A 20,104-nucleotide genomic window follows, 5' to 3' on the forward strand; every position below is an offset into this window, starting at 1 on the left:
AGCGCCGACCGCCTCTGGTAAGGTAGGGCTATTCCCTCCTCCTCAGGCCCCCTCCTCACATGCAGATTCGCATCCTCGCGGTGCTCCTGGGTGCCGTCCTGTCCGTGTCGCCGCTTGCGGCACAGCAGAAGACGGTCACCGGGCGCGTCACGCGCGACGGCAATGTGCCCCTTTCCGGCGTGTCGGTCGTCGTCAAAGGCACCAGCCAGGTTGTCCAGACCAGCAGCGGCGGCATCTATACCATCAGCGCACGCGTCGGCCAGACGCTGCAGTTCCGGCTGATCGGATATGTGCCGAAGGAACAGCTGGTCGGCGCCGCCAACATCATCGATGTGGCGCTCGAGAAATCAGCGGCCAACCTCGACGCCATGGTGGTCACGGCGCTCGGCCAGACGGCCGCCAAGCGTGAGCTTGGGAGTGCCCAGCAGACGGTCTCCGGTGCCGAACTGGCGCAGACCGGTCGCGAGAATTTCATCAACGCGCTCGCCGGCCGCGTGGCCGGTGTGGACGTGACCAGCTCCTCGGGCGTGCCCGGCTCGTCGTCGAGCATCACGATCCGCGGCGTCAGCTCGATCAGCGGCAGCAACCAGCCGCTCATGATCGTGGACGGCCTGCCGCTGGACAACAAGACGCTCAATACGGGCGTGCTCGCGTCGGACGCGCCCGGATCGGCGACGGCGTTCAGCAACCGCGGCCTCGACTTCACGAACCGCGCCGCCGACATCAATCCGGAGGATATCGAGGACCTCGTGGTTCTCAAGGGTCCGGAAGCGGCTGCCCTCTACGGCATCGACGCCGCCAATGGCGCGATCGTCATCACGACGAAGCGCGGCAAGGCGGGCACCGGCGGGTTCGAATACAGCAATTTCTTCCGCTTCGACAACACGCGGACCCAGCCCGAGATTCAGGGCGTGTACGGGCCGACGTCGCAGACGGGTGCGAACCTCGGGTCATTCCAGTACTTCGGCGCACCCTATGCGGCCGGCACGCAGCTGTTCAACAACGTCGACGGGTTCTTCCGCACGGCGGTGTCGCAGCAGCATGTGCTGACGTTTAGCGGCGCGACCAGCGATGGGCGCATCAACTACCGCATCAGCGGCAACATGAACGACAACGCCGGCGTCGTGCCGACGTCGGGGCTTCGTCGCCTCAACCTGACGGGTGCGTCGGGGGCGCAGGTCACGAAGTACCTCAAGACCGACCTGTCGATGCTGTTCATGACGTCGGACAACGAGCAGCCGATCAAGGGTGCGGGCGGGCCGCTGATCGGCCTCCTGCTCTGGCCGCAGACGGACCAGGCGTCGGACTATCTGTCCCCCTCCGGCCAGCGCCGCCGCATCACGAACCTCACGCAGTCGGGTGAGACGGACAATCCGTACTTCAGCGTGAACCGCAATCAGGTGAACGCCAAGACGACCCGCTTCTTCCCGAACCTCGGCCTGACGGTCACCCCGTTCTCGTGGGGCTATCTCAAGACCAACATCGGCGCCGACAACTACACGAACGAAAACCTGGTGCTGCGTCATCCCGAGAGCGCCACGGGCTTCGCGAACAACGGCATTCTCGATGTCGCCGTCGATGTGACGCGCAACATCAACACGCAGACGATCTTCAACGTCAACCGGCAGAAAGTCGGGCGCGGCTTCACGATGAGCGGCCTCGTCGGCCATGCGTTGTCGGACTCCAAGTCGACGGTGCAGGCACAGAGCGGGCGCAACTTCCTCGACCCCGACTTCATCTCGATCAACAACACCGACCTGCCGACGCGCTTCGCCCGCACGACGATCGCGCAGCGTCGCCTCGTGTCGGTGTTCGGCCAGGCGCAGCTCGGCTACAACGACTACGCCTTCCTCACGGTCACCGGCCGCAACGACTGGACGTCGACGATCCCGATCGAGCGGAACTCCTTCTTCTACCCCTCGGTTTCCGGCTCCTTCGTGCTGTCGGACGCCGTGGAGTCGATTGGCCGGTTCATGACGGCCAAGCTGCGCGCCTCGTACGCCGAGGTGGGTCGCGACGCGCGGCCGTATGCGTACCGCCCCTCCCTCGAGTCGAAGACGACGACCGGCGGCGGGTACGGTTACGGCTTCACCGGTCCGAACCTCGGCCTCAAGCCCGAGTTCGCCAAGTCGCGCGAAGCCGGCGTGGAACTCTCGTGGTTCAAGGAGCGCCTGTCGCTCGACGCGACCGTGTACCGCAAGGAAACGGAAGACCAGATCGTCAACGATATCCGCGGGTCGTACGGCACGGGGTTCATCCTCTTCAATCTGAATGGCGCGAAGACGCGCAACGTGGGCACCGAGATCGTGGCCCGCGGCTTCCCGATCCGCACCAAGACGGCCTCGTGGGAAGTGATCGCGAACTACGACCAGTCGCGCGGCGAGGTCGTGGCGCTGCCGAATGCACTGCCGGAGTCGTACGTGTCCGACACGTGGCTCTACGGCAACATCCGCAATGGTGTGGCGCCGGGGCTGTCCACGCGCTCGATGACGGGCACGTTCTTCCTGCGCAACAAGAATCGCGAACTGATCATCGACCCGACCACCGGGTTGCCGATCCGCAGCACGGCGTTCATCGACGCCGGCTACGATCGCACGCCGCGCTGGACGATGGGCGTGACGAACATCATCCGCTGGAAGAAGGCGTCGATCTCGATGCTGTGGGACTTCCGTAATGGCGGCGATGTCTTCAATGCCACCCAGCACCTGCTCACCACGGCCGGTTTGTCGATGCAGACGACCGATCGCGAGCGGCCGCGAGTGATCCCGGGTGTGCTCCGCGACGGCAAGGAGAACTCGGACTCGCCGACGCGCAACGGGATCGTGGTGGTCCCGGCGGTACAGACCGGTTTCTACACCGGCATGAGCGAGGAGTTCTTCATCGAGCGGAACATCAACTGGGTGCGCCTCCGCGACATCACGGTGCGCTTCCCACTTCCGGGCAAGATGATGGCCGCCCGCAACGCCAGCGCCTTCGTTCGCGGCACCGACCTGCTGCTCTTCACGAACTACTCCGGGCTTGATCCGATCGTGAACGGCAACACGGCCGCCGTGGGTGGCTCGGGCGCCGTCGGTATCGACTACGGAAACTTCCCGATGCCGCGTGGTCTCTCCTTCGGCATCAACGTGGGGTACTGATCCATGACCACCCTACGCACCTTCCTCGCATCCCGTACCATGACGACCATGCCCCGCCTTGCGCGTCGCGTGGCGACGACGGCCGCCGCCGCCAGCACGCTCGTGCTGGCCGCCGGGTGCCAGAACTTCCTGGACGTCAACGAGAATCCGAACGCGCCGCAGACGGTTTCGCCGAACCTGTACCTGCCGCCGATCCTGCACTGGATGGCGACGTCGGAGCAGTTCGATGGCCGCTTCATCGGCCGTTATACGCAGAATTGGACGCTGCCCTCGGGCTCGGCGGCCACGCCCAGCACCTGGGACCGCATGGGCTATGACCCGACCTCGGACAACGGCGGCCAGCTCTGGCGCGATGTCTACTGGAACATCGGGCAGAACCTCGTCGACCTCATGACCAAGGCGGAGGCCGAAGAGCGGTGGGACCTGCTCGGGATCGGCTATGCCGTCAAGGGGTGGGGATGGCTCCGGGTCACCGACGTGCACGGTGAACTGATCATCAAGCAGGCGTTCGACCAGACCCGCTTCACATTCGACTACGACAACCAGGAGTACGCTTACCAGGAGATCATTCGCCTGCTCGACGAGGCGATCAAGAACCTGCAGCGGACCGATGGCGCCGTCAGTCAGTCGTATCTGGCACGCTACGACCGCATCTATGGCGGCGACCGGACCAAGTGGCTCAAGTTCGCCTACGGCCTCAAGGCCATGGCGCTGAGCCACTTCTCCAACAAGTCGACGTACAAGCCGCAGGATGTCATCGCGGCGGTGGATCTGTCGTTCGTCGGCAACGCCGACGATGCGCTGCTGCCGTACTCGGGGACCAGCGCCGACAATGCCGACGGCAACTTCTGGGGTCCACGTCGCGCCAACCTCAATTCGTATCGCCAGACCCGCTTCGTGCTCGGCCTGCTGGATGGCACCGCGTTCGGTGGCGCCGTGGATCCGCGGTTGTCGCGCATGTTGTCGCCGTCGCCGGATGGCCAGTTCCGTGCGTGGGATCCGAATTCGGGAACGCTCGGGCTTCCGACGGCGCAGCTGCCGAACAACTTCTTCGGGTATGCCGGCACCGCTGGCGCCGGGCTCCCGTCTCGCTATCTGTTCGCCGACAAGAGCCGGTTCCCGATCATGACGTACAGCCAGCTCCAGTTCATCAAGGCGGAAGCCGCGCTCCGGAGCGGCAACCGCGCGGTGGCGCTGGCGGCGTACACGAACGGGGTGTCGTCGCACATCGACTTCGTGAACGCGCGCAATCTCGATGAAGGGCAGACGCCGACGCAGATCACGCCGGCGGAGAAGAATGCCTTCCTGGCGAACCCGGCGATCATCCCGAGCGCGTCGAACCTGACGCTCACGCAGATCATGTCGCAGAAGTACATCGCCCAGTGGGCGTGGGGGCACGTTGAAACGTGGATGGACATGCGCCGGTACAACTACACGGGGCGTGATCCGCAGACGGGGAACCAGATCTATCCGGGCTTCTCGACCCCGACCAACCTGTTCCCGGACAACAACGGGAAGATCGTGCACCGCATTCGTGCCCGCTTCAATTCGGAGTATGTCTGGAATCGCGCCGCGCTCGATGTGATCGGCGGGCTGGCGCTCGATTTCCATACGAAGCCGCTCTGGATCACCCAACCGTAAGGACGATGAAACCCATGCGTAAGCTTGCACTTCTTCTGGGAATCGTCGCCCTCGCTGCGTGCGACAAGAACGCCACGCAGATCGACGATATCACGGCGCCGCTGGCCGGCGCCCGTGTGAAGTTCTTCAACTTCGGGATCAACGCCCCGTCGGTGAACTTCTTCGCCAACGACACCAAAATCACGGCCATCTCCTCCACGACCGGCGTCGAGTCGAACGTCGGCGTGGGGTACGGTGCGGCCGGGGCCGGTGGGTTCTACACCCAGATCAAGCCGGGCCAGTACAACTTCGGCGGGCGCATCACCACGGTCATCGACAATGGGGTCGCCGTCGCGACCATCCCCGGCACCGTGGCAGATGGCAAGGCCTACTCGGTGTACCTGAGTGGGTTCTACGACGCGACCGCCAAGCAGGTCGAAGGCTTCGTCGTCGAGGACAATTTCGCGCTCGAGCCCGACTACACGCAGGCGCTCGTCCGCTTCGTGAACGCGAGCCCGAACTCGGTGCCGATGCAGCTCGTGGCCCGCAACACGACGACCATGGAGGAGAAGGCCCTCGGCGCCCTGACCGCCTACAAGGCGGGTGGCGCGTTCGTCGGTCTGCCCCTCGGGGGATATGACCTGTTCATCCGGAGCAGTGCGACGGGTCCGGCGGTCGTCACCCGGACCGCGGTCGCCTTCAGTCCCGGGCGGGTCTACACCATCACGTTGCGTGGCGACATGACGGTGACCAGCACGACGGCGACTAACCGCCCGTTCCTGGATAACACGGCGAATCGCTGACCGGCAGGCGTTGGTCGTCGCAACAACCCGAGCAGCCCGTCGACGTACTCGACGGGCTGTTCTTCTATGCCTCAGCTACCTTTCACGAATGGCTTCCGCTCCTCCGCGCCTTGGCCGGCGAATCGAACTGTGGTGGCGTGGCCAACTAGTTCCCGTGCTCGCGCGCGCGTTGTGGGTGCGTGATCGCCTGCCGCGCGGCGCACGTCGCCCAGGCAAGCAACGGGTGCTCTTTCTGCGCCCGGATCGCATCGGCGACATGATCGTGACCACCGGGGTGCTACGAGCCATTGGCACCGCCCCTGAGGTGGAGCTCGATGTGCTGGCATCACCCGCCAATGCACCGGTGTTGCGTGCCGAGCCGGCGGTGCGCGAGGTGCTCGTGCTCGATCGCAAGCGCAAAGGGGGCCTGAAGGACGCTATCACAGCGATGCGTCGGCGACACTACGATGTGGTGGTGGACTGCATGCCCACAGCGCCGAGTGTGACCACGCTGCTGATCATGATGGCGAGCGGCGCGCGTCGACGGGTGGGCACAACCGGACGGGGGATCGACTACATCCTGTCGCCAGCCACGCGGGCCCTACCCATCGAACACCACATCGTGGACCACTTGTCGCTGCTGGTGGAGCCGTTTCGCGACGACGTGGCGCATCTCGACCTCGGGCCACACCTCGTGCTCGCCCACGGCGAGCGCGCAGGCGCTGAAGCAGAGTGGGCCGCCAATGTGCCTTCCGGTCCGCGCCCGCTGCGTCTGCTGGTGAACATCTCCGCGGGGATCACAGCGCGTGCGTGGCCCCTGGCGTCGTACGCGCAGGTGATTGCGGCGGCGCGCGAGGTGGTGCCGTCGCTGCAGCTGTTCATCATGTGTGCGCCGCACGAGACGGCGCGCGCCGCAGAGCTGGCTGGCATGACGGGCGGGCGGGCCGTGCCCCCCCGCCCGCTGCGCGATGCCTTCGCGCTCGTCGCTACCGCCGACGCGCTCTTCACCCCCGATACGTCGATTGCCCATGCAGCCGCGGCGTTCAAGGTCCCCACGGTCGACATGCTGCTGCAGGGCAAGGCCTCGCAGTGGGGACTGTATCGCGCACCGGGGATCAACCTTGAAAGCCCGGGCGGCACGCTGGCATCGCTGTCGGTACGTGCGGCCTGTGATGCACTGCGGGCCGTGTTGTACGACGTGGAGTCGCACCGCACGGCCCGCTGAGTATGCACCAACGGCGGTTTACTTCACGCCCATCTGCTTCTTGAGGAAGGCGATCGTGCGCGGCCACGCGTCCTTGGTGGCCGCCAGATTTGCGGCTTCCTCGGCTTCGTCTCGGTTGCTGGGGCGCGGATCGTTCTGCGCGCGCAGGAAGCCGTGTACGGCCCCGTCGTAGTTCACGCCGGTATACGGCTTCCCCATGGCCTTCATCACCGAGTCGATCGACGGCATCAGCGCAGCGATACGTGCGTCCTTGGTGCCGTTCAGCAGCATGACCGGCTGCGTGATTCTGGACAGTGAGTCGGCATCAACCGACGCGGGTACGGCTGCCGTGGCTGCCGTAGCCGGGGTGCCGCCCTTGGTATACGGCGCGCCGTAGAACGCCACGCCGCCCGAGAAGCCCTTTACGCCGCCGTGGACGGCGTGCGCCCACGTGGTGGTGCCGCCCCAGCAATAGCCGATCACGGCATACTTCTGCTGCGCGCTGGGCAGCATCATGGCGTAGTTGGCCGCAGCCTTGATGATGGTGTTGCGCTCGGTCGTGCTCACGCCTTGGATGAGCCGGCGCGCGGTGTCGGCGGAAAGCTCGACCGAACTCGGACCGCCGCGTACCCGCGAGAGAAAGTCCGGCGCCACGGCGATGAACCCGTCGGCGGCCACCTGATCAGCCACGCCACGCACCCACGTGGAGAGCCCGAAGATCTCGTGCACCACCACCACCACGGGCGCCTTCTGCTTGGCGTTCTTGCTGAACGGGTACACCACCCACGCCATAAGCGAGTCGGTGGAACCGGCCTCGTAGGCGATCTTCACCCATTCGCCGTGCCGCGGGGAGCTCTTCAGCCGGTCGGCCGCACCGTTGTTGCTGGCCGGCAAGGCGAAGTTCTGCGGCACACGCGCCGAGGACGCCGCGGGTGCTGCCATGTCGGCGGCGCTCATGTGCGCCATGTGTTCGTCGGTGCCCATCGATGTGACGGACTGCGGCACTGAGGAGGAGCGGGCGAAGCCCGGGGCGGACGGCGTGCTGCGCTGCAACGTGCACGCACCGGCAAGCACGAGCAGGGAGAGACTCAAGCGACGGGACATGGACACCTCGAAGGGGAAGACGACTTCCCAAAGATACCGGCGCCGGACGCGATGTCACGCCTATCCTCTCCGGGTGATGGCCGACCTCAGCACTCCGGCGTCCGTGCCTCCCGCCCCATCCTCTCGACACGAGACACCTCCGCCTGTGCGCCGAACACGAAGGGGCGCCGCTCGTGGAGCGAAGCGGGGGTCACGTCCATCGCGCGCCCGAGTCCATCACTCGCCCATCCGCCGGCCTGTTCGATGAGCATCGCGATCGGGTGCACTTCGTACAGCAGCCGCAGGCGTCCCTGCTCGTACCCGGCGCGGGCATCGGCCGGATAGAGAAACACCCCGCCGCGCATGAGGATACGATGCGCCTCTGCCACCAGCGAGGCGATCCACCGCATGTTGAAGTTCACCCCCCGTGGCCCGGCTTCCCCCGCGAGGCATTCCTCCACGTACTGGGCTACTGCGGGTTCCCAGTGGCGACGGTTCGAGGCGTTGATCGCGAATTCGCGTGTCGTGGGGGCGATGGTGAGGCGGGGGTGCGTGAGCACCCATTCGCCGAGCTGCGGATCAAGGGTGAACGCGTGGGTGCCTTGGCCGAGGGTGAGCACCAACATCGCGGCCGGGCCATACACCGCGTAACCGGCACACACCTGCTCGGTGCCTGGGCGCAGGAAGTCATCGATGGTCGGCACGTCGCCGGCCCGTGCGGCACGGCGCACGGAGAAGATGCTCCCCACGCTCATGTTCACGTCGATGTTGGACGACCCATCGAGCGGGTCGAAGCAGAGCAGGTAGTTACCGCGCACGTACGGCGGTGGCACCACCCAGGGCTCATCGAGCTCCTCGGACACCATCCCGGCCAGATGCCCGCTCCACTCCGTGGCGCGGAGGAACAGCTCGTTACTGATCACATCGAGCGGCCGTTGTACCTCGCCGTGCGCGTTGGTGTGTGCCGTCTCGCCGGCAGGCGTGGCCAGTACCCCGCGTGACACCTGCAGCGCGATCGCCTTGCAGGCGAGGCCGATGTCGGTCAGGAGACCATCGAACTCGCCGGTGACCTGTGCCACCTCTCGGCGGGACTCGATGAGGAATTGGGCGAGGGTGGGGCGGCCACCGGTCGGGGACGAACGCATCATGCCGAACGATTGTCCGCGAGGCGCCCGTGCGCTACTGGACGGGGGCCGATGAAGTACCTTTGGCCATGCCTCTTGCCAGCCTGCTCTGGGTCTCGGTCCTTCTCGGTCAGCCCCAGCCCCAGCCGCTCTGTACGACCGCCGAAGTCTTCCTGCGCGACGACCGCCGCATGGCCGCGATCGTCGAACCCGACACCGTCGACGACTGGCGCACCCGGAAGCGCGTGGCGGGATGTCGGGTCACCGCGGCCGGCGGCACGACCCGTGGCGTGCAGGCGGAGGCGGTGGGGTTCTACGAGCGCGTGCGTGCGGTGGGGTGGGTACGCACGCCCGAACCGCGCGACGCGCCCAGCGAAGGCTCGCTGCGCTTTCGCAGTGGCCCAGCGGATTGCCTATTCAACGTGTACGGCGCCGCCATGCTCAACACCGACGCCGAGATGCTGGCCGAAGACCGCCGTCCGCTGGTGGCGGGCGAAACGCGGTACCACGTGTACGTGATGTGCCTGCCGGTCATGCCCGCGGCGCCACGCGACAGCACGCCATCGCGCCCGCGCTGACCGTCAATCCGCCGGTCCGGGGCCGGAGTGGGTGACGGCACCGAGATGGGCCGGTCCCACCACGGCGCGGTATTTCTCGAGCAGCCCGCCACGCACTGACGAGAGCCGCGCCGCACGCTCGGCAAGACGCGCTGCGATCTCCTCGGTGCTCAACTCCACGGTGATGCGCCGTGCCTCGGGGCGTGCATCGATCGCGATCATATCCCCGTCGCGCAGGGCGGCAATGGGCCCACCATCGGCAGCCTCGGGGCCGGCGTGGCCGATGCAGAGCCCACGGGTGGCACCACTGAAGCGACCGTCGGTGAGCAGCGCCACCTTCTGTCCCATGCCCTGGCCGTAGAGTAGCGCCGTGATGCCAAGCATCTCGCGCATCCCCGGCCCGCCACGCGGTCCTTCGTTGCGGATCACCAGCACGTCGCCTTCGGCATAGGCCTGCTGGCTCACGGCGACCTGCGCCTCTTCCTCGCTCTCGAAGACCCGAGCCGGTCCACGGTGCACGAGCGTGGAGAGTCCTGCCGTCTTGAGGAGCGCGCCGTCGGGGCAGAGGTTGCCGGTGAGTACCGTGACCCCGCCGTCGGGGCTGCGCGGCGCGGTCACCGGCAGTACGACGCGGCCGTCCGGTGACGACGCGTTCTGCAGCGCGTCGCCGAGGGTCTGCCCGGTGACCGTGAGTGCCGAGCCGTCGAGGCATCCAGCGTCGAGCAGCGCGCGCAGCACCATGCCGGCGCCACCTACGTGGTGCAAGTCGCGCGCCACATATCGCCCACCTGGCTGCAGGTCGGCGATCAGCGGCGTGCGCGCCACAACCGCCGCCACATCAGCGAGGGTGAAACGGATCCCCGCTTCGTGAGCGAGCGCGGGCAGGTGCAGCGCAGCATTGGTGGAACCGCCGGTGGCCGATACCACGGCGCAGGCGTTTTCGAGGGAGGCCCGTGTGACGATGTCGCGTGGCTTCGGGGCATCGTGCATTACGGCGCGCATCAGGGCAGCGGCCGCACGTCGCAGCATGGGGGCCCGCTCACTGTACACCGCCGGGATCATGCTCGACCCGATCGGGGCCAGGCCGATCGCCTCCGACACCATGCCCATGGTATTGGCGGTGAACTGTCCGGCGCAGGCGCCGGCCGTGGGGAGGCAGGCATGCGCGAGCGCACGCAGCGTCTCTTCGGTTTCCTCGCCGGCGAGCACCTTGCCGATCGTTTCGTAGGTCTCCGCCACGTTGGTGTCGCGCCCCTGCCAGTGTCCCGGGAGCGCCGCGCCGCCGTACACGAACACACCGGGCACATTGCAGCGCAGCATCCCCATCATCAGCCCCGGCAGGTTCTTGTCGCAGCCGCCGATGGCGAAGATGCCGTCCCACTGGTGTGCCTCGGTGCTGGCTTCCACGCTGTCGGCAATCAGTTCGCGCGAGACCAGCGAGTACCGCATCCCCGGGTGCGCCACCGAGAGCCCGTCGGAAACGCTCACCACCGGACACTCGTGGGGCATGCCACCGTGCGCGTAGATCCCGGTGCGGGCATGCATGGCCTGCTCGCGGAGCGGCAGGTTGCATGGACTCATCTCGCCGCCCGTGTGGAACACCCCGATGTGCGGGCGACGGATTTCGTCGTCATCCTGCCCCAGCGCCTGCAAGAACGCATGCGTGGTGGCGCGGATGGTGCCTTCGTAGATCGCCTGCGAACGGAAACGACGGGTCATGGACAGGACGCTCGGCGGTCAGGTGTGCTGCAGGAGACGGATCAATGCCGATGCGTCGGCGTCCGCACCGATGGCCGGATGCGATGCCGCCTCGCGGTACTGCGCCAGCGCCGCGAGCGTGACCGGCGTCGAAGCGCCGGCCTCCGCGGCCAGGCGAGCGACCTGCTCAATGTCCTTGCGGAAGGTGCCCACTGCGCCAAGGCGCGGGGTGTGCACGCCCTGGGCCATGCGCGGCCCGAAGATTTGCAGCGGCAGTGAGTCGGCAAAGCCGCCGGCCAGCGCCTCCGGAAGACGGGACGCATCCACGCCCGACTTCTGTGCGAAGGCGAGCATCTCGGCCATCACCATCAGGTTGCACGCCACGAGCTGCTGGTTGCAGCTCTTGGTGAGCTGTCCGGCGCCGTGTCCGCCCATGTGCGTCACGCGCTGCGCAAGCGCGCTGAACACGGGAGCAGCGCGCACGATGTCCTCCTCGCTGCCGCCGGCAAACACGATGAGCCGCCCCGCGCGTGCGGCTGGCACTCCACCCGACACGGGGGCATCGAGCCAATGGGCGCCGCAGCGTGCCTCGAGGTCGCGCGCCATCTGCCGCGTGACATCAGGCGCGATGCTGGACAAGTCCACCACCAGCGCGTCGTCACGCAGCACGTGGACGATCCCGTTGTCGCCGAACACCACGTCGTGCACGGCGCTCGTATCGGTGAGGCACAGGCACACGATGTCGCAATCGGCCGCAAGCGCCTGTGCCGACGCGGCCGCGCGCGCGCCGGCCGCGAGCAGCGGCGCGAGTTTGTCGGGGGACCGGTTCCATACGGTCACGTTCCGGCCACACTCCAGCAGCCGTTCCACCATGGGTGCACCGATCAGCCCCGTGCCGATGAAGCCGATGCGCCCTGCCTCCTCCACGTCGGACATGCAGACTCCCGCGGTCAGCCGTTGAGATGGAGACCCGCATCCATGCGGATCACTTCACCGGTGATGCCGGCGGGGCCGTTCACAAGGAACACCGTGAGTGCGGCGATCTCCTCGGGCTGCAACAGGCGCTTGAGTGGCTGGGTCTCGAGATACTTCGCTTCCACGGCGGCGAGTGCTGCCGGATCGAGCACGCGGCTCGGGAGACCCCCGGCCACGTAGCCCGGCGCGATGGCGTTCACGCGGATGTGCGGTGCGAGTGCGCGCGCCATGGACAGCGTGAGCGAGACCACGGCGCCCTTGCTTGCCGCATACGCGACCGACGACCCCACGCCGGAGAGCCCCGCGATCGACGAGTAATTCACGATCGCGCCGCGACCGCTGCGTTCGAGCGCGGCACGGCAGGCGCGAATCATCTGGAAAGAACCCATGACGTTCACGTCGTTCGTGCGGCCGAATTCACTCGACGGCAGCGCTTCGAGATCGGCGTGCGGGATGAAACGCGTGACGCCCGCACAGTTCACTAGCCCGTCGAGGCGGCCGAAGTGCTGTTCCACCCGATCGGCAGCGCGCCGGCAGCTCGCATCGTCGGTCACGTCGAGCTCCACTACGAGGGCGTCGGCACCGATCGCCATGCACTCCTGCTGCACCGCCACCGCCTCGGCCTGTGTGGCTGGCAGGGTGGCGATCGCCACGCGCCAGTCCGCCCGCGCGAAGGCGCGCGCGCAGGCGGCGCCGATGCCCGTGGCGGCACCGGTAATGAGTACCACAGGTGATGTCTCGCCGGTCATCATGGGACCCTCACCGACACGAGGTCCCACACGCGCGAAGCGCCAAAATGCATGGCCGTCACTTTTCCGCCCTTGCCGCGTGTGAACCACACGGCGTTGTCGCCACCGTCGAAGGCATCCTTCACGGTGGGGGTGAGTACGTCGTCTACGCCGTGCCGAGGACTGACCACCAGCTTGCCGTCGCGCACGCGCACACTGAAGGTGATGTCGAGTTCATCGCTTCGATAGCGACCGGCGAGTGTGGCAAGTTCCGCGTTGGTGGGTTGCCACCGCTCGGCGGCGCGCCACACGTGCACCACACTGTCCCCGTCGCTGGTGACCGTCCGGATGGAGCGCGGCGTCGTATGGCTGCCAGCGGCGAGGCGTACGTGCTGACCGCCCACCTGATAGCTGCCGTCGCGGCGCGCCCGTACGGGGGTCCCCGAGAGCCGCAGGACACCACCGGCGGTATCGAGAACCGAGATGCTGTGCCAGCGGGTGTCTTCGTAGTGTCCACGCCATGGCAATACCGCGGCGATATCGAGTGCCACCGTGTCCATTATGGAGGGGCGCGGGAGCGTGGGGTGCAGCGCGTCCACGATGGCGTGCACGTAGCTGGCGGCGGGGGCGCCTGCCGCGTTGCACATCACCGCCACCGAGAGATCACCGAGTTCGGGGTAGCGCGCGAGGTAGGTGCTGTAGCCGGCGGTGGAGCCGGAGTGTCCGATCTCCTTCGTCCCGCGGTACTGCCCTACGGTGAGGCCCAGTGCATAGGCGATCTCGAGCCCGCTGGTGAGTCGCATCTGCCGCGTCATGGAGTCCACAACCGCGCTGCCGAGCGTCTTGCGCGTGAGGTGCTGGTTCCATGTGAGCCAGTCGCCCACGGTGGTCCAGAGACCGCCGGGGCCGATGATGCTTTCATTGGGCATCTCGATCTGCCAGCCGCCCGCCGTGCGGCGATAGGCCTGCCCGAGCCCGGGGACCACGCGGCGGTAGTCGCCACGCCACGACGTGTGCGTGAGTCCCAGCGGCTCGAAGATGCGCAGCCGCGAGAATGTTTCGAAGTCCATGCCGCTCACGCGCTCGACGAGCGTGCGCGCGAGGATGAAGCCGGCGTTGGTGTACGAGTAGTGATCGCCGACCGGATAGTTGATCGTCCGCTGCGACGTGAGCAGGAGCAGCAGATCGGTCTGCGTGTAGGCGCGGCTGTTGCGCGGCCACCCCTGCCACGCCACGAGACTGCCCCAGTCGCGCAGGCCACTGGTATGTGTGAGCAGGTGGCGCACGGTCATGGTGTGCCCATACGACGGCAACTCCGGGAGATACTTCCGGGCGTCGTCCTCGAGGGCCACCTTGCCATCGGCAACCAGCAGCATCACGGCCGCTGCGGTGAACTGCTTGGCGACCGAGCCCGACTCCAGGATGGTGGAGGCGATAATCGGCCGGTTCCCATTGAGGTCCGCCATGCCGTAGCCGCGCTCGAGCAACGTGGTGGTGCCCCGCGCGACCCCCACGGCGCATCCCGGGCCGTGCGTATTGTTCCACGGCGCAAAGATCCGGTCGGCGGCGGCCACGAGCGGCGCCCCCGTCGTGGCGGATTGGGCGTCGGCGATCGCCGGCGCCAGTATGGTCGCGAAGAGAGCCGGCAGCGCGCGCAGGCGGGGCGCCGGCCGCAGGGGAAGTGTACGCATGGCGGCCAAGCTACAGCGCGGCGTGGCTGGCGCCATGGTTTCCTGCGACTCGTTCCAGAATCGGCTCCCAATGCCTAAGCTTCACCCTCATGCCGATCTACGTCTACGAGACCCAGCCCACCGCGCCCGGCCAGCCGGTCGAGCGGTTCGAGTTGCGCCAGGCGATGTCCGAGGCGGCGCTTACCCAGCACCCCGAGACCGGGGTGCCCGTGTGTCGCGTGCTGTCGGGTGGCCTGGTCACCTTCACGCAGGGCGCGTTGGGTGACAGCTGCGGCTTCCCCGCCGGCGCGCCGGCCATGGGGTGCGGCGCCGGACACTGCTGCCGTAACTGACGCCGTTGCGCTGCGACGAGCTTTTCCTGCACTTGCCCTGATATGCCTGCGAAGAAGACCGCTATGCCCGCGGCGAAGAAGGCCCCCAGGTCCATGCCCTACGAGCAGGGCGCATGGGCCCACGTATTCGCGCCCCGCACGCCCGGTGAGACGCGCTACTGGCTGATCAAGTCGGAGCCCGACGTATTCTCGTTCGACGATCTCCAGCAGGCACCGAAGCGCACCACCTGCTGGGACAGCGTGCGCAACAGCAGTGCCCGCAATTTCATGCGCGATGGCATGAAGAAGGGCGACCTCGCGTTCTACTACCACTCCAACGCCGAACCCTCGGGCATCGTGGGCATCTGCGAGATCGTGCGCGAAGGCTACCCCGACCACACGGCGTGGGACCCGGCCCACGACTACTTCGATCCCAAGTCGGATCCTGAGGTGCCCACCTGGTTCATGGTCGACGTGAAGGCGGTGACGCCCTTCAAGACCATGGTGGCGCTGCCGGAGATCAAGAGCGATCCGGCACTCGCCGAGATGGCGCTCGTAAAGGTGGGGCGGTTGTCCGTGGTTCCCGTGACGCCGGCCGAGTGGGCGCACCTCTGCGCACTCGGCGGCGTGTAGGCATTGTTCAGCGCTTACGGGCGCGCAGGTACTGATTGGGCCACGGACCGCTCGTGCCGAGCGCGTGCGCGGCATCCAGTGGCCAGCGTGGATTGCGGAGCAGCTCCCGTGCGAGCAGCACCAGATCGGCGTCGCCATTCGCCACAATCGCTTCGGCCTGCGCTGCTTCGGTGATGAGCCCCACCGCAGCCGTCGCGACCCCAGCCTCGCGGCGGATGCGCGAGGCGAAGGGCACCTGATAGCCCGGATGCACCTCGATCTGCTGGTGCGCCACGTTGCCGCCCGATGAGGTGTCGATGACGTCGATGCCGAGCGCGGCGAGCCTCGTCGCGAGCCTGACAGAATCGTCGACCGTCCAGCCACCGTCCGCCCATTCGGTGGCCGAGATGCGCACGAACACAGGCCACTCGTCGGGCCACACCGCGCGTACGGCCGCCGAGACCTCGCAGGTCAGGCGAATACGGTTCTCGAATGTCCCGCCGTACTCGTCGGAGCGATGGTTGGTCAGCGGCGAGAGGAATTCATTCAGCAGGTAGCCGTGCGCTGCGTGGATTTCTGCAACCTGAAAGCCCGCGGCACATGCTCGGCGCGCTCCGGCGGTGAAGGCGTCGATGACCGACCGGATCTCGTTGTGCGTCATCGCCTCCGGCTGCGGGTACTCGGGGGAGAAGGGAATGGCAGACGGCCCTTTCACGATCCAGCCGCCATCGGCCGGTCGTACCGTGCCGCTCCCCTCCCATGGACGCTTCGTGCTTGCCTTGCGCCCGGCGTGCGCCAGCTGAATGCCTGCCACCGAGCCCTGCGCCTGCACGAAGTCAGTGATGCGCCGGAGCGCTGGCACGTGATCGTCGTGCCAGATGCCGAGATCCGCCGGGGAGATCCGTCCTTCGGGCAGGACCGCCGTGGCTTCGCAGATCACGAGGCCAGCGCCCCCCGTGGCGAACGCGCCGAGGTGCACGAAGTGCCAGTCATTGGCATAGCCCTCGGTGCTCGAGTACTGGCACATGGGGGCAACGCCGATGCGGTTGCGCAAGGTGAGGGCGCGCAGGGTGAGGGGCGAGAAAAGCTCGGACACGCGGGGCTCCAGTTCGGATCAGGGTAGCGCGAACGCCACGTACACGCCGCCGCTCGGCGCGCCGTTCTTGCCGCCGCCGCAGGCGATGACGATGTACTGCTTGCCGTTGACCATGTACGTGCTGGGTGTGGCATTCCCAGCGAATGGCAACGTGGCTTCCCACAGCAGCGTGCCCTTCAACTTGTCGTACGCGCGGATCTTGTTGTCGTACGTGGTGGCGGCGATGATCAGCAGCCCGTTCTCCGTGACGATGGCTCCGCCGTAGCTGTCGGTCCCGGTGTTGCGGATGCCCTTTGCGGCCAGCTTGGGATACTCGCCGAACGGAATGGACCATGCGATCGTGCCCTTGTTGAGGTCGATCGCGTTGAGGGTTCCCCAGGGCGTCTTCACGCCGGGATAGCCCTCGTGGTCGAGGAAGATGTCGAAGTAGGCGGTGCGATATGGCAGCGCGTACGGATTGGGCGCGGCCGTGGCCTTGGCCTTCGTTTCGTCCTTGCCGGTGACGAGGTAGTTCACGATGTCGTTGATCGCGCCGCCGTCCATCGCCGCACCGAAACCCGGCATGCGCCCCGTCCCTTCGCGCACCATCTGCGTGATCTGCTCGCGTGACCGGCGGCTCGCGATGTCGAGCAGCGAGGGGCCGATGGCGGTGCCGCCGCGCTTGTCGCCGTGGCAGCCGGCGCAGTTGGCGCTGTACAGGGACGCATCGCTGCGGGGCACCAGCTTGAGCAGCCAGGCCATTTCGTTGGAGTTCACGTACATGAGCCCCGTGCCTGGATCGAACGCCGGTCCGCCCCACTCCCCACCGCCGTCCACGCCGGGGTAGATGATGATTCCCTTGCCGGTAGGAGCGGTGAAGGGGTGTGGCGTGTTGTACTCGTTGAACGTCTTGAGCGCGGCGCGGTAGGCGGCCGGTGTGCGGCGTGTGAGATCGCGCCGCGTGAGCTGCTGGCGCGCAAACGGCGGCGGCGAGACCGGGAAGTTCTGCGTGGGCGAGACGCGATCACCGGGGAGCGTCTGCTGCGGCATGCGGCGCTCCTCGATCGGGAAGAGCGGCGTGCCGGTGACACGGTCGAAGAGGAACGTGTGGCCCGTTTTGGTGATCTGTGCCAGCGCCTCTACCGGCTTGCCGTCGCGCTGCACGGTCACGAGGATCGGTGCGGCGGGAAGGTCGCGATCCCACAGGTCGTGCTTGAGCACCTGATAGTGCCAGAGGCGCTGTCCGGTCTTCGCGTCGAGCGCGATCACGCTGTTGGCGTAGAGATTGTCGCCCAGCCGGTTGGCGCCGTAGAAGTCGTAGCTCGCTGATCCCGTGGCGGCGAACACCATGCCACGCTTCGCATCGAGCGTTACGCCGCTCCAGGCATTGGCGCCGCCCGCAATCTTCCACGCGTCGGCCGGCCACGTGTCGTATCCGGGTTCACCGGGGTGGGGGATGGTGTGGAAGCTCCAGCGGAGCTGCCCCGTATTGATGTCGAAGGCGCGGATGTCTCCGGGCGCACTCGGCAGCTGCTCGGGCACCGTGCTCCCCACGATCAGCAGGTCGCCGTAGACCACGCCCGGCGTGCTGGCACTCACGGAGAGTCCCTCGACTGGCCGTCCCAGCCCCTGGCGCAGATCGATCCACCCGCTATCGCCGAACGTGCGAATGGGCTGCCCGGTACGGCGGTCGAGCGCGTAGAGGCGGTTCCGGTAGTTGAAGAGCACACGGTCGCCGGTGACCACCACCCCGCGGTGCCGGATGCGGGAGGTGGGCGGTGCGCCATTTTGCGGATCGAAGCGCCAAATCTGCCGCCCCGATACCGCGTCGAGCGCGATGACCTGCAGCTTGGGCGTGGTCGCGTACAGCACGCCGTCGATCACGATGGGGTTCGCCTGCATCTCCGAGCCGGGGAACGCGTCCTTCGTATCGAAAGTCCACGCCACCTTGAGCTGCTTCACGTTGGCCGGCGTGATCTGCGAGAGCCTGCTGAAGTGTGTATGGTCGTCGTTGCCGTGATACACGGGCCAGTCGGCATTCTGGGCGGCGACCGGGGTGGCCACCAGCAAGGCGAGGAGCAGTCGGCGGATCATGACGGGGAAAGATACATTTCAAAGCGGTCTTCCGCCCCACGCAAACAGCCCCGTACTCATGCACCGTCGTCAGTTCGTCCAGCATGCGGCCGCGCTCGCGGCCCTTCCTCTCGCCAGTCGTCTCGCCGCGCCCTTGGGTGCACAGAAGCGACCGCTGGTGGTGAACGGTGACCGCCTCAATGGTTGGCTCGCGCAGTTCGATCGCATCGGTCGCACGCCGACCGGCATCAACCGTGTGGCTTACAGCGCGGCAGATCTCGCGGGGCGGGCCTTCACGAGGGAGCTGTTCGCGCAGAGCGGCCTGCAGCTGCGGCTCGACACGGCGGGCAACATGCTGGCTCGGGTGCCTGGCACCGATCCCAAGCGTGCGCCAATTCTGATCGGTTCCCATGTGGATTCGGTGACCGACGGCGGCAACTATGACGGACCGGTCGGCTCGTTCGCCGCGATCGAAGTGGCGCGATCCCTCGCCGAGCAGAAGGTGCGGCTCCGCCATCCGCTCGAGGTCGTGGTGTGGCAGAACGAGGAGGGCGGTACGATCGGCAGCAAGATCGCCGTGGGCCTCCTCACCCCCGCCGATCTCGAGAAGGTCGCACGCAGCGGCAAGACGGTGCGCGAGGGGATCGGCATCATCGGCGGTGACGTGTCCCGGTTGCAGGAGGCGGTGCGCACGCCGGGTGACATTGCCGGATATATCGAGCTCCACATCGAACAGGGTGGACTGCTCGAAAAGGCCAGCCGGCAGATTGGCGTGGTCGAGGGAATCGTGGGGCTTCGGTGGTTCGAGATCACCATCACCGGCTTCGCCAATCATGCCGGCGCCACCCCCATGGATCAACGGCAGGATGCGATGCTCGCTGCGGCCAAGTTCACCGTGGCAGTGAATGAGGCCATCCGCAAGGAGCCGGGGCGCCAGGTGGCCACGGTGGGGCGCGTCAACGTGCTCCCCAACACCACCAACGTCATTCCCGGGCAGGTGGTGCTGACGGTGGACCTGCGTGATCTCGAACAGAGCAAGATCGATCGCTTCACGCGCACCTTCGAGCAGATCGCGCGTGAGATCGGCGCGGAAACACGGACCACGTTCGCCTTCAACCAGCTGGTGAACAGCACGCCGGCCCTCTCCGACGCACGGATCATGGGGGTGGTGGAGCAGAGCGCCATGGCACTCGGGCTCTCGCATCAGCGGATGCCCAGCGGCGCCGGGCACGACGCGCAGGAAGTGGCGCACATCGCGCCGATGGGGATGATCTTCGTGCCGAGTGTGGGCGGGATCAGTCATTCACCGAAGGAGTTCTCGCGCGCCACCGACATCACCAACGGCGCCAACGTGCTGCTCAACGCGGTGATCGCAGCTGACGCGGCGCTGCCGTGAACGACTAGCCATCGGCGCCGTGCCTCGGCACCTCGCTT

The 20,104-nt window shown here is 67.0% G+C and carries 16 protein-coding genes; 8 read left to right on the top strand and 8 right to left on the bottom strand.

What is annotated here, in order from left to right:
* Positions 1 to 59: 59 nt before the first annotated feature.
* From ACIQ51_RS01885 to ACIQ51_RS01900, 4 genes are all read left to right on the top strand, one after another.
* On the top strand, positions 60 to 3,137 hold the full coding sequence (locus ACIQ51_RS01885) for a SusC/RagA family TonB-linked outer membrane protein (protein ID WP_396203307.1): 3,078 nt from the start codon (positions 60 to 62) through the stop codon (positions 3,135 to 3,137).
* A gap of 39 nt (positions 3,138 to 3,176) precedes the next feature.
* The gene (locus ACIQ51_RS01890; RefSeq protein ID WP_396203308.1) at positions 3,177 to 4,778 is read left to right on the top strand and encodes a RagB/SusD family nutrient uptake outer membrane protein; all 1,602 of its coding nucleotides are present in this window, start codon (positions 3,177 to 3,179) and stop codon (positions 4,776 to 4,778) included.
* A gap of 14 nt (positions 4,779 to 4,792) precedes the next feature.
* Complete coding sequence (locus ACIQ51_RS01895; RefSeq protein ID WP_396203309.1) at positions 4,793 to 5,560, top strand: DUF4397 domain-containing protein; 768 nt, start codon at positions 4,793 to 4,795, stop codon at positions 5,558 to 5,560.
* Between the two features lie 88 nt (positions 5,561 to 5,648).
* Positions 5,649 to 6,764, top strand: a complete 1,116-nt coding sequence (locus tag ACIQ51_RS01900; protein ID WP_396203310.1) for a glycosyltransferase family 9 protein — start codon at positions 5,649 to 5,651, stop codon at positions 6,762 to 6,764.
* A gap of 18 nt (positions 6,765 to 6,782) precedes the next feature.
* Here ACIQ51_RS01900 and ACIQ51_RS01905 read toward each other — a convergent pair whose 3' ends face one another.
* The gene (locus tag ACIQ51_RS01905; RefSeq protein WP_396203311.1) at positions 6,783 to 7,847 is read right to left on the bottom strand and encodes a dienelactone hydrolase family protein; all 1,065 of its coding nucleotides are present in this window, start codon (positions 7,845 to 7,847) and stop codon (positions 6,783 to 6,785) included.
* A gap of 86 nt (positions 7,848 to 7,933) precedes the next feature.
* Positions 7,934 to 8,974 carry a class 1 fructose-bisphosphatase gene (locus ACIQ51_RS01910; RefSeq protein ID WP_396203312.1) on the bottom strand — a complete coding sequence of 347 codons (1,041 nt, stop codon included), beginning with the start codon at positions 8,972 to 8,974 and terminating at the stop codon, positions 7,934 to 7,936.
* A gap of 65 nt (positions 8,975 to 9,039) precedes the next feature.
* Here ACIQ51_RS01910 and ACIQ51_RS01915 point away from each other — a divergent pair, with 65 nt between their 5' ends.
* Positions 9,040 to 9,528, top strand: coding sequence for a hypothetical protein (locus tag ACIQ51_RS01915; RefSeq protein WP_396203313.1), 489 nt, complete (start codon positions 9,040 to 9,042; stop codon positions 9,526 to 9,528).
* A gap of 3 nt (positions 9,529 to 9,531) precedes the next feature.
* On the opposite strand, the gene ACIQ51_RS01920 is transcribed toward ACIQ51_RS01915, so the two are convergent.
* From ACIQ51_RS01920 to ACIQ51_RS01935, 4 genes are read right to left on the bottom strand one after another with little or no spacing between them, the layout of a single operon-like run.
* Complete coding sequence (locus tag ACIQ51_RS01920) at positions 9,532 to 11,226, bottom strand: dihydroxy-acid dehydratase (protein ID WP_396203314.1); 1,695 nt, start codon at positions 11,224 to 11,226, stop codon at positions 9,532 to 9,534.
* A gap of 18 nt (positions 11,227 to 11,244) precedes the next feature.
* Entirely contained in the window at positions 11,245 to 12,141 is an 897-nt protein-coding gene (locus ACIQ51_RS01925) for an NAD(P)-dependent oxidoreductase (protein WP_396203315.1), read from the bottom strand.
* 14 nt (positions 12,142 to 12,155) lie between these two features.
* A complete protein-coding gene (locus tag ACIQ51_RS01930; RefSeq protein WP_396203316.1) occupies positions 12,156 to 12,932 on the bottom strand; it encodes an SDR family NAD(P)-dependent oxidoreductase in 777 nt (258 codons plus the stop codon).
* Positions 12,929 to 14,599: a serine hydrolase domain-containing protein gene (locus tag ACIQ51_RS01935; RefSeq protein WP_396203317.1), complete on the bottom strand. Its 1,671-nt coding sequence runs from the start codon at positions 14,597 to 14,599 to the stop codon at positions 12,929 to 12,931. Before ACIQ51_RS01935 ends, ACIQ51_RS01930 begins: the two co-directional genes overlap by 4 nt.
* Before the next feature lie 89 nt (positions 14,600 to 14,688).
* On the opposite strand from ACIQ51_RS01935, the gene ACIQ51_RS01940 reads away from it, so the two are divergent.
* Both ACIQ51_RS01940 and ACIQ51_RS01945 read left to right on the top strand, forming a co-directional pair.
* On the top strand, positions 14,689 to 14,931 hold the full coding sequence (locus ACIQ51_RS01940) for a zinc ribbon domain-containing protein (RefSeq protein WP_396203318.1): 243 nt from the start codon (positions 14,689 to 14,691) through the stop codon (positions 14,929 to 14,931).
* A 93-nt stretch (positions 14,932 to 15,024) separates the two neighbouring features.
* On the top strand, positions 15,025 to 15,543 hold the full coding sequence (locus tag ACIQ51_RS01945; protein WP_396203414.1) for an EVE domain-containing protein: 519 nt from the start codon (positions 15,025 to 15,027) through the stop codon (positions 15,541 to 15,543).
* Between the two features lie 7 nt (positions 15,544 to 15,550).
* Here the strand turns inward: ACIQ51_RS01945 and ACIQ51_RS01950 are convergent, their stop codons facing one another.
* Both ACIQ51_RS01950 and ACIQ51_RS01955 read right to left on the bottom strand, forming a co-directional pair.
* Positions 15,551 to 16,618: an NADH:flavin oxidoreductase/NADH oxidase gene (locus ACIQ51_RS01950; protein WP_396203319.1), complete on the bottom strand. Its 1,068-nt coding sequence runs from the start codon at positions 16,616 to 16,618 to the stop codon at positions 15,551 to 15,553.
* An 18-nt stretch (positions 16,619 to 16,636) separates the two neighbouring features.
* Entirely contained in the window at positions 16,637 to 18,691 is a 2,055-nt protein-coding gene (locus tag ACIQ51_RS01955) for a PQQ-binding-like beta-propeller repeat protein (RefSeq protein ID WP_396203320.1), read from the bottom strand.
* A gap of 58 nt (positions 18,692 to 18,749) precedes the next feature.
* Between ACIQ51_RS01955 and ACIQ51_RS01960 the strand changes: the two genes are divergently transcribed.
* Complete coding sequence (locus tag ACIQ51_RS01960) at positions 18,750 to 20,066, top strand: Zn-dependent hydrolase (RefSeq protein ID WP_396203321.1); 1,317 nt, start codon at positions 18,750 to 18,752, stop codon at positions 20,064 to 20,066.
* Positions 20,067 to 20,104 lie beyond the last annotated feature (38 nt).

Source organism: Gemmatimonas sp. (assembly GCF_044344655.1).
Classification (GTDB): domain Bacteria; phylum Gemmatimonadota; class Gemmatimonadetes; order Gemmatimonadales; family Gemmatimonadaceae; genus Gemmatimonas.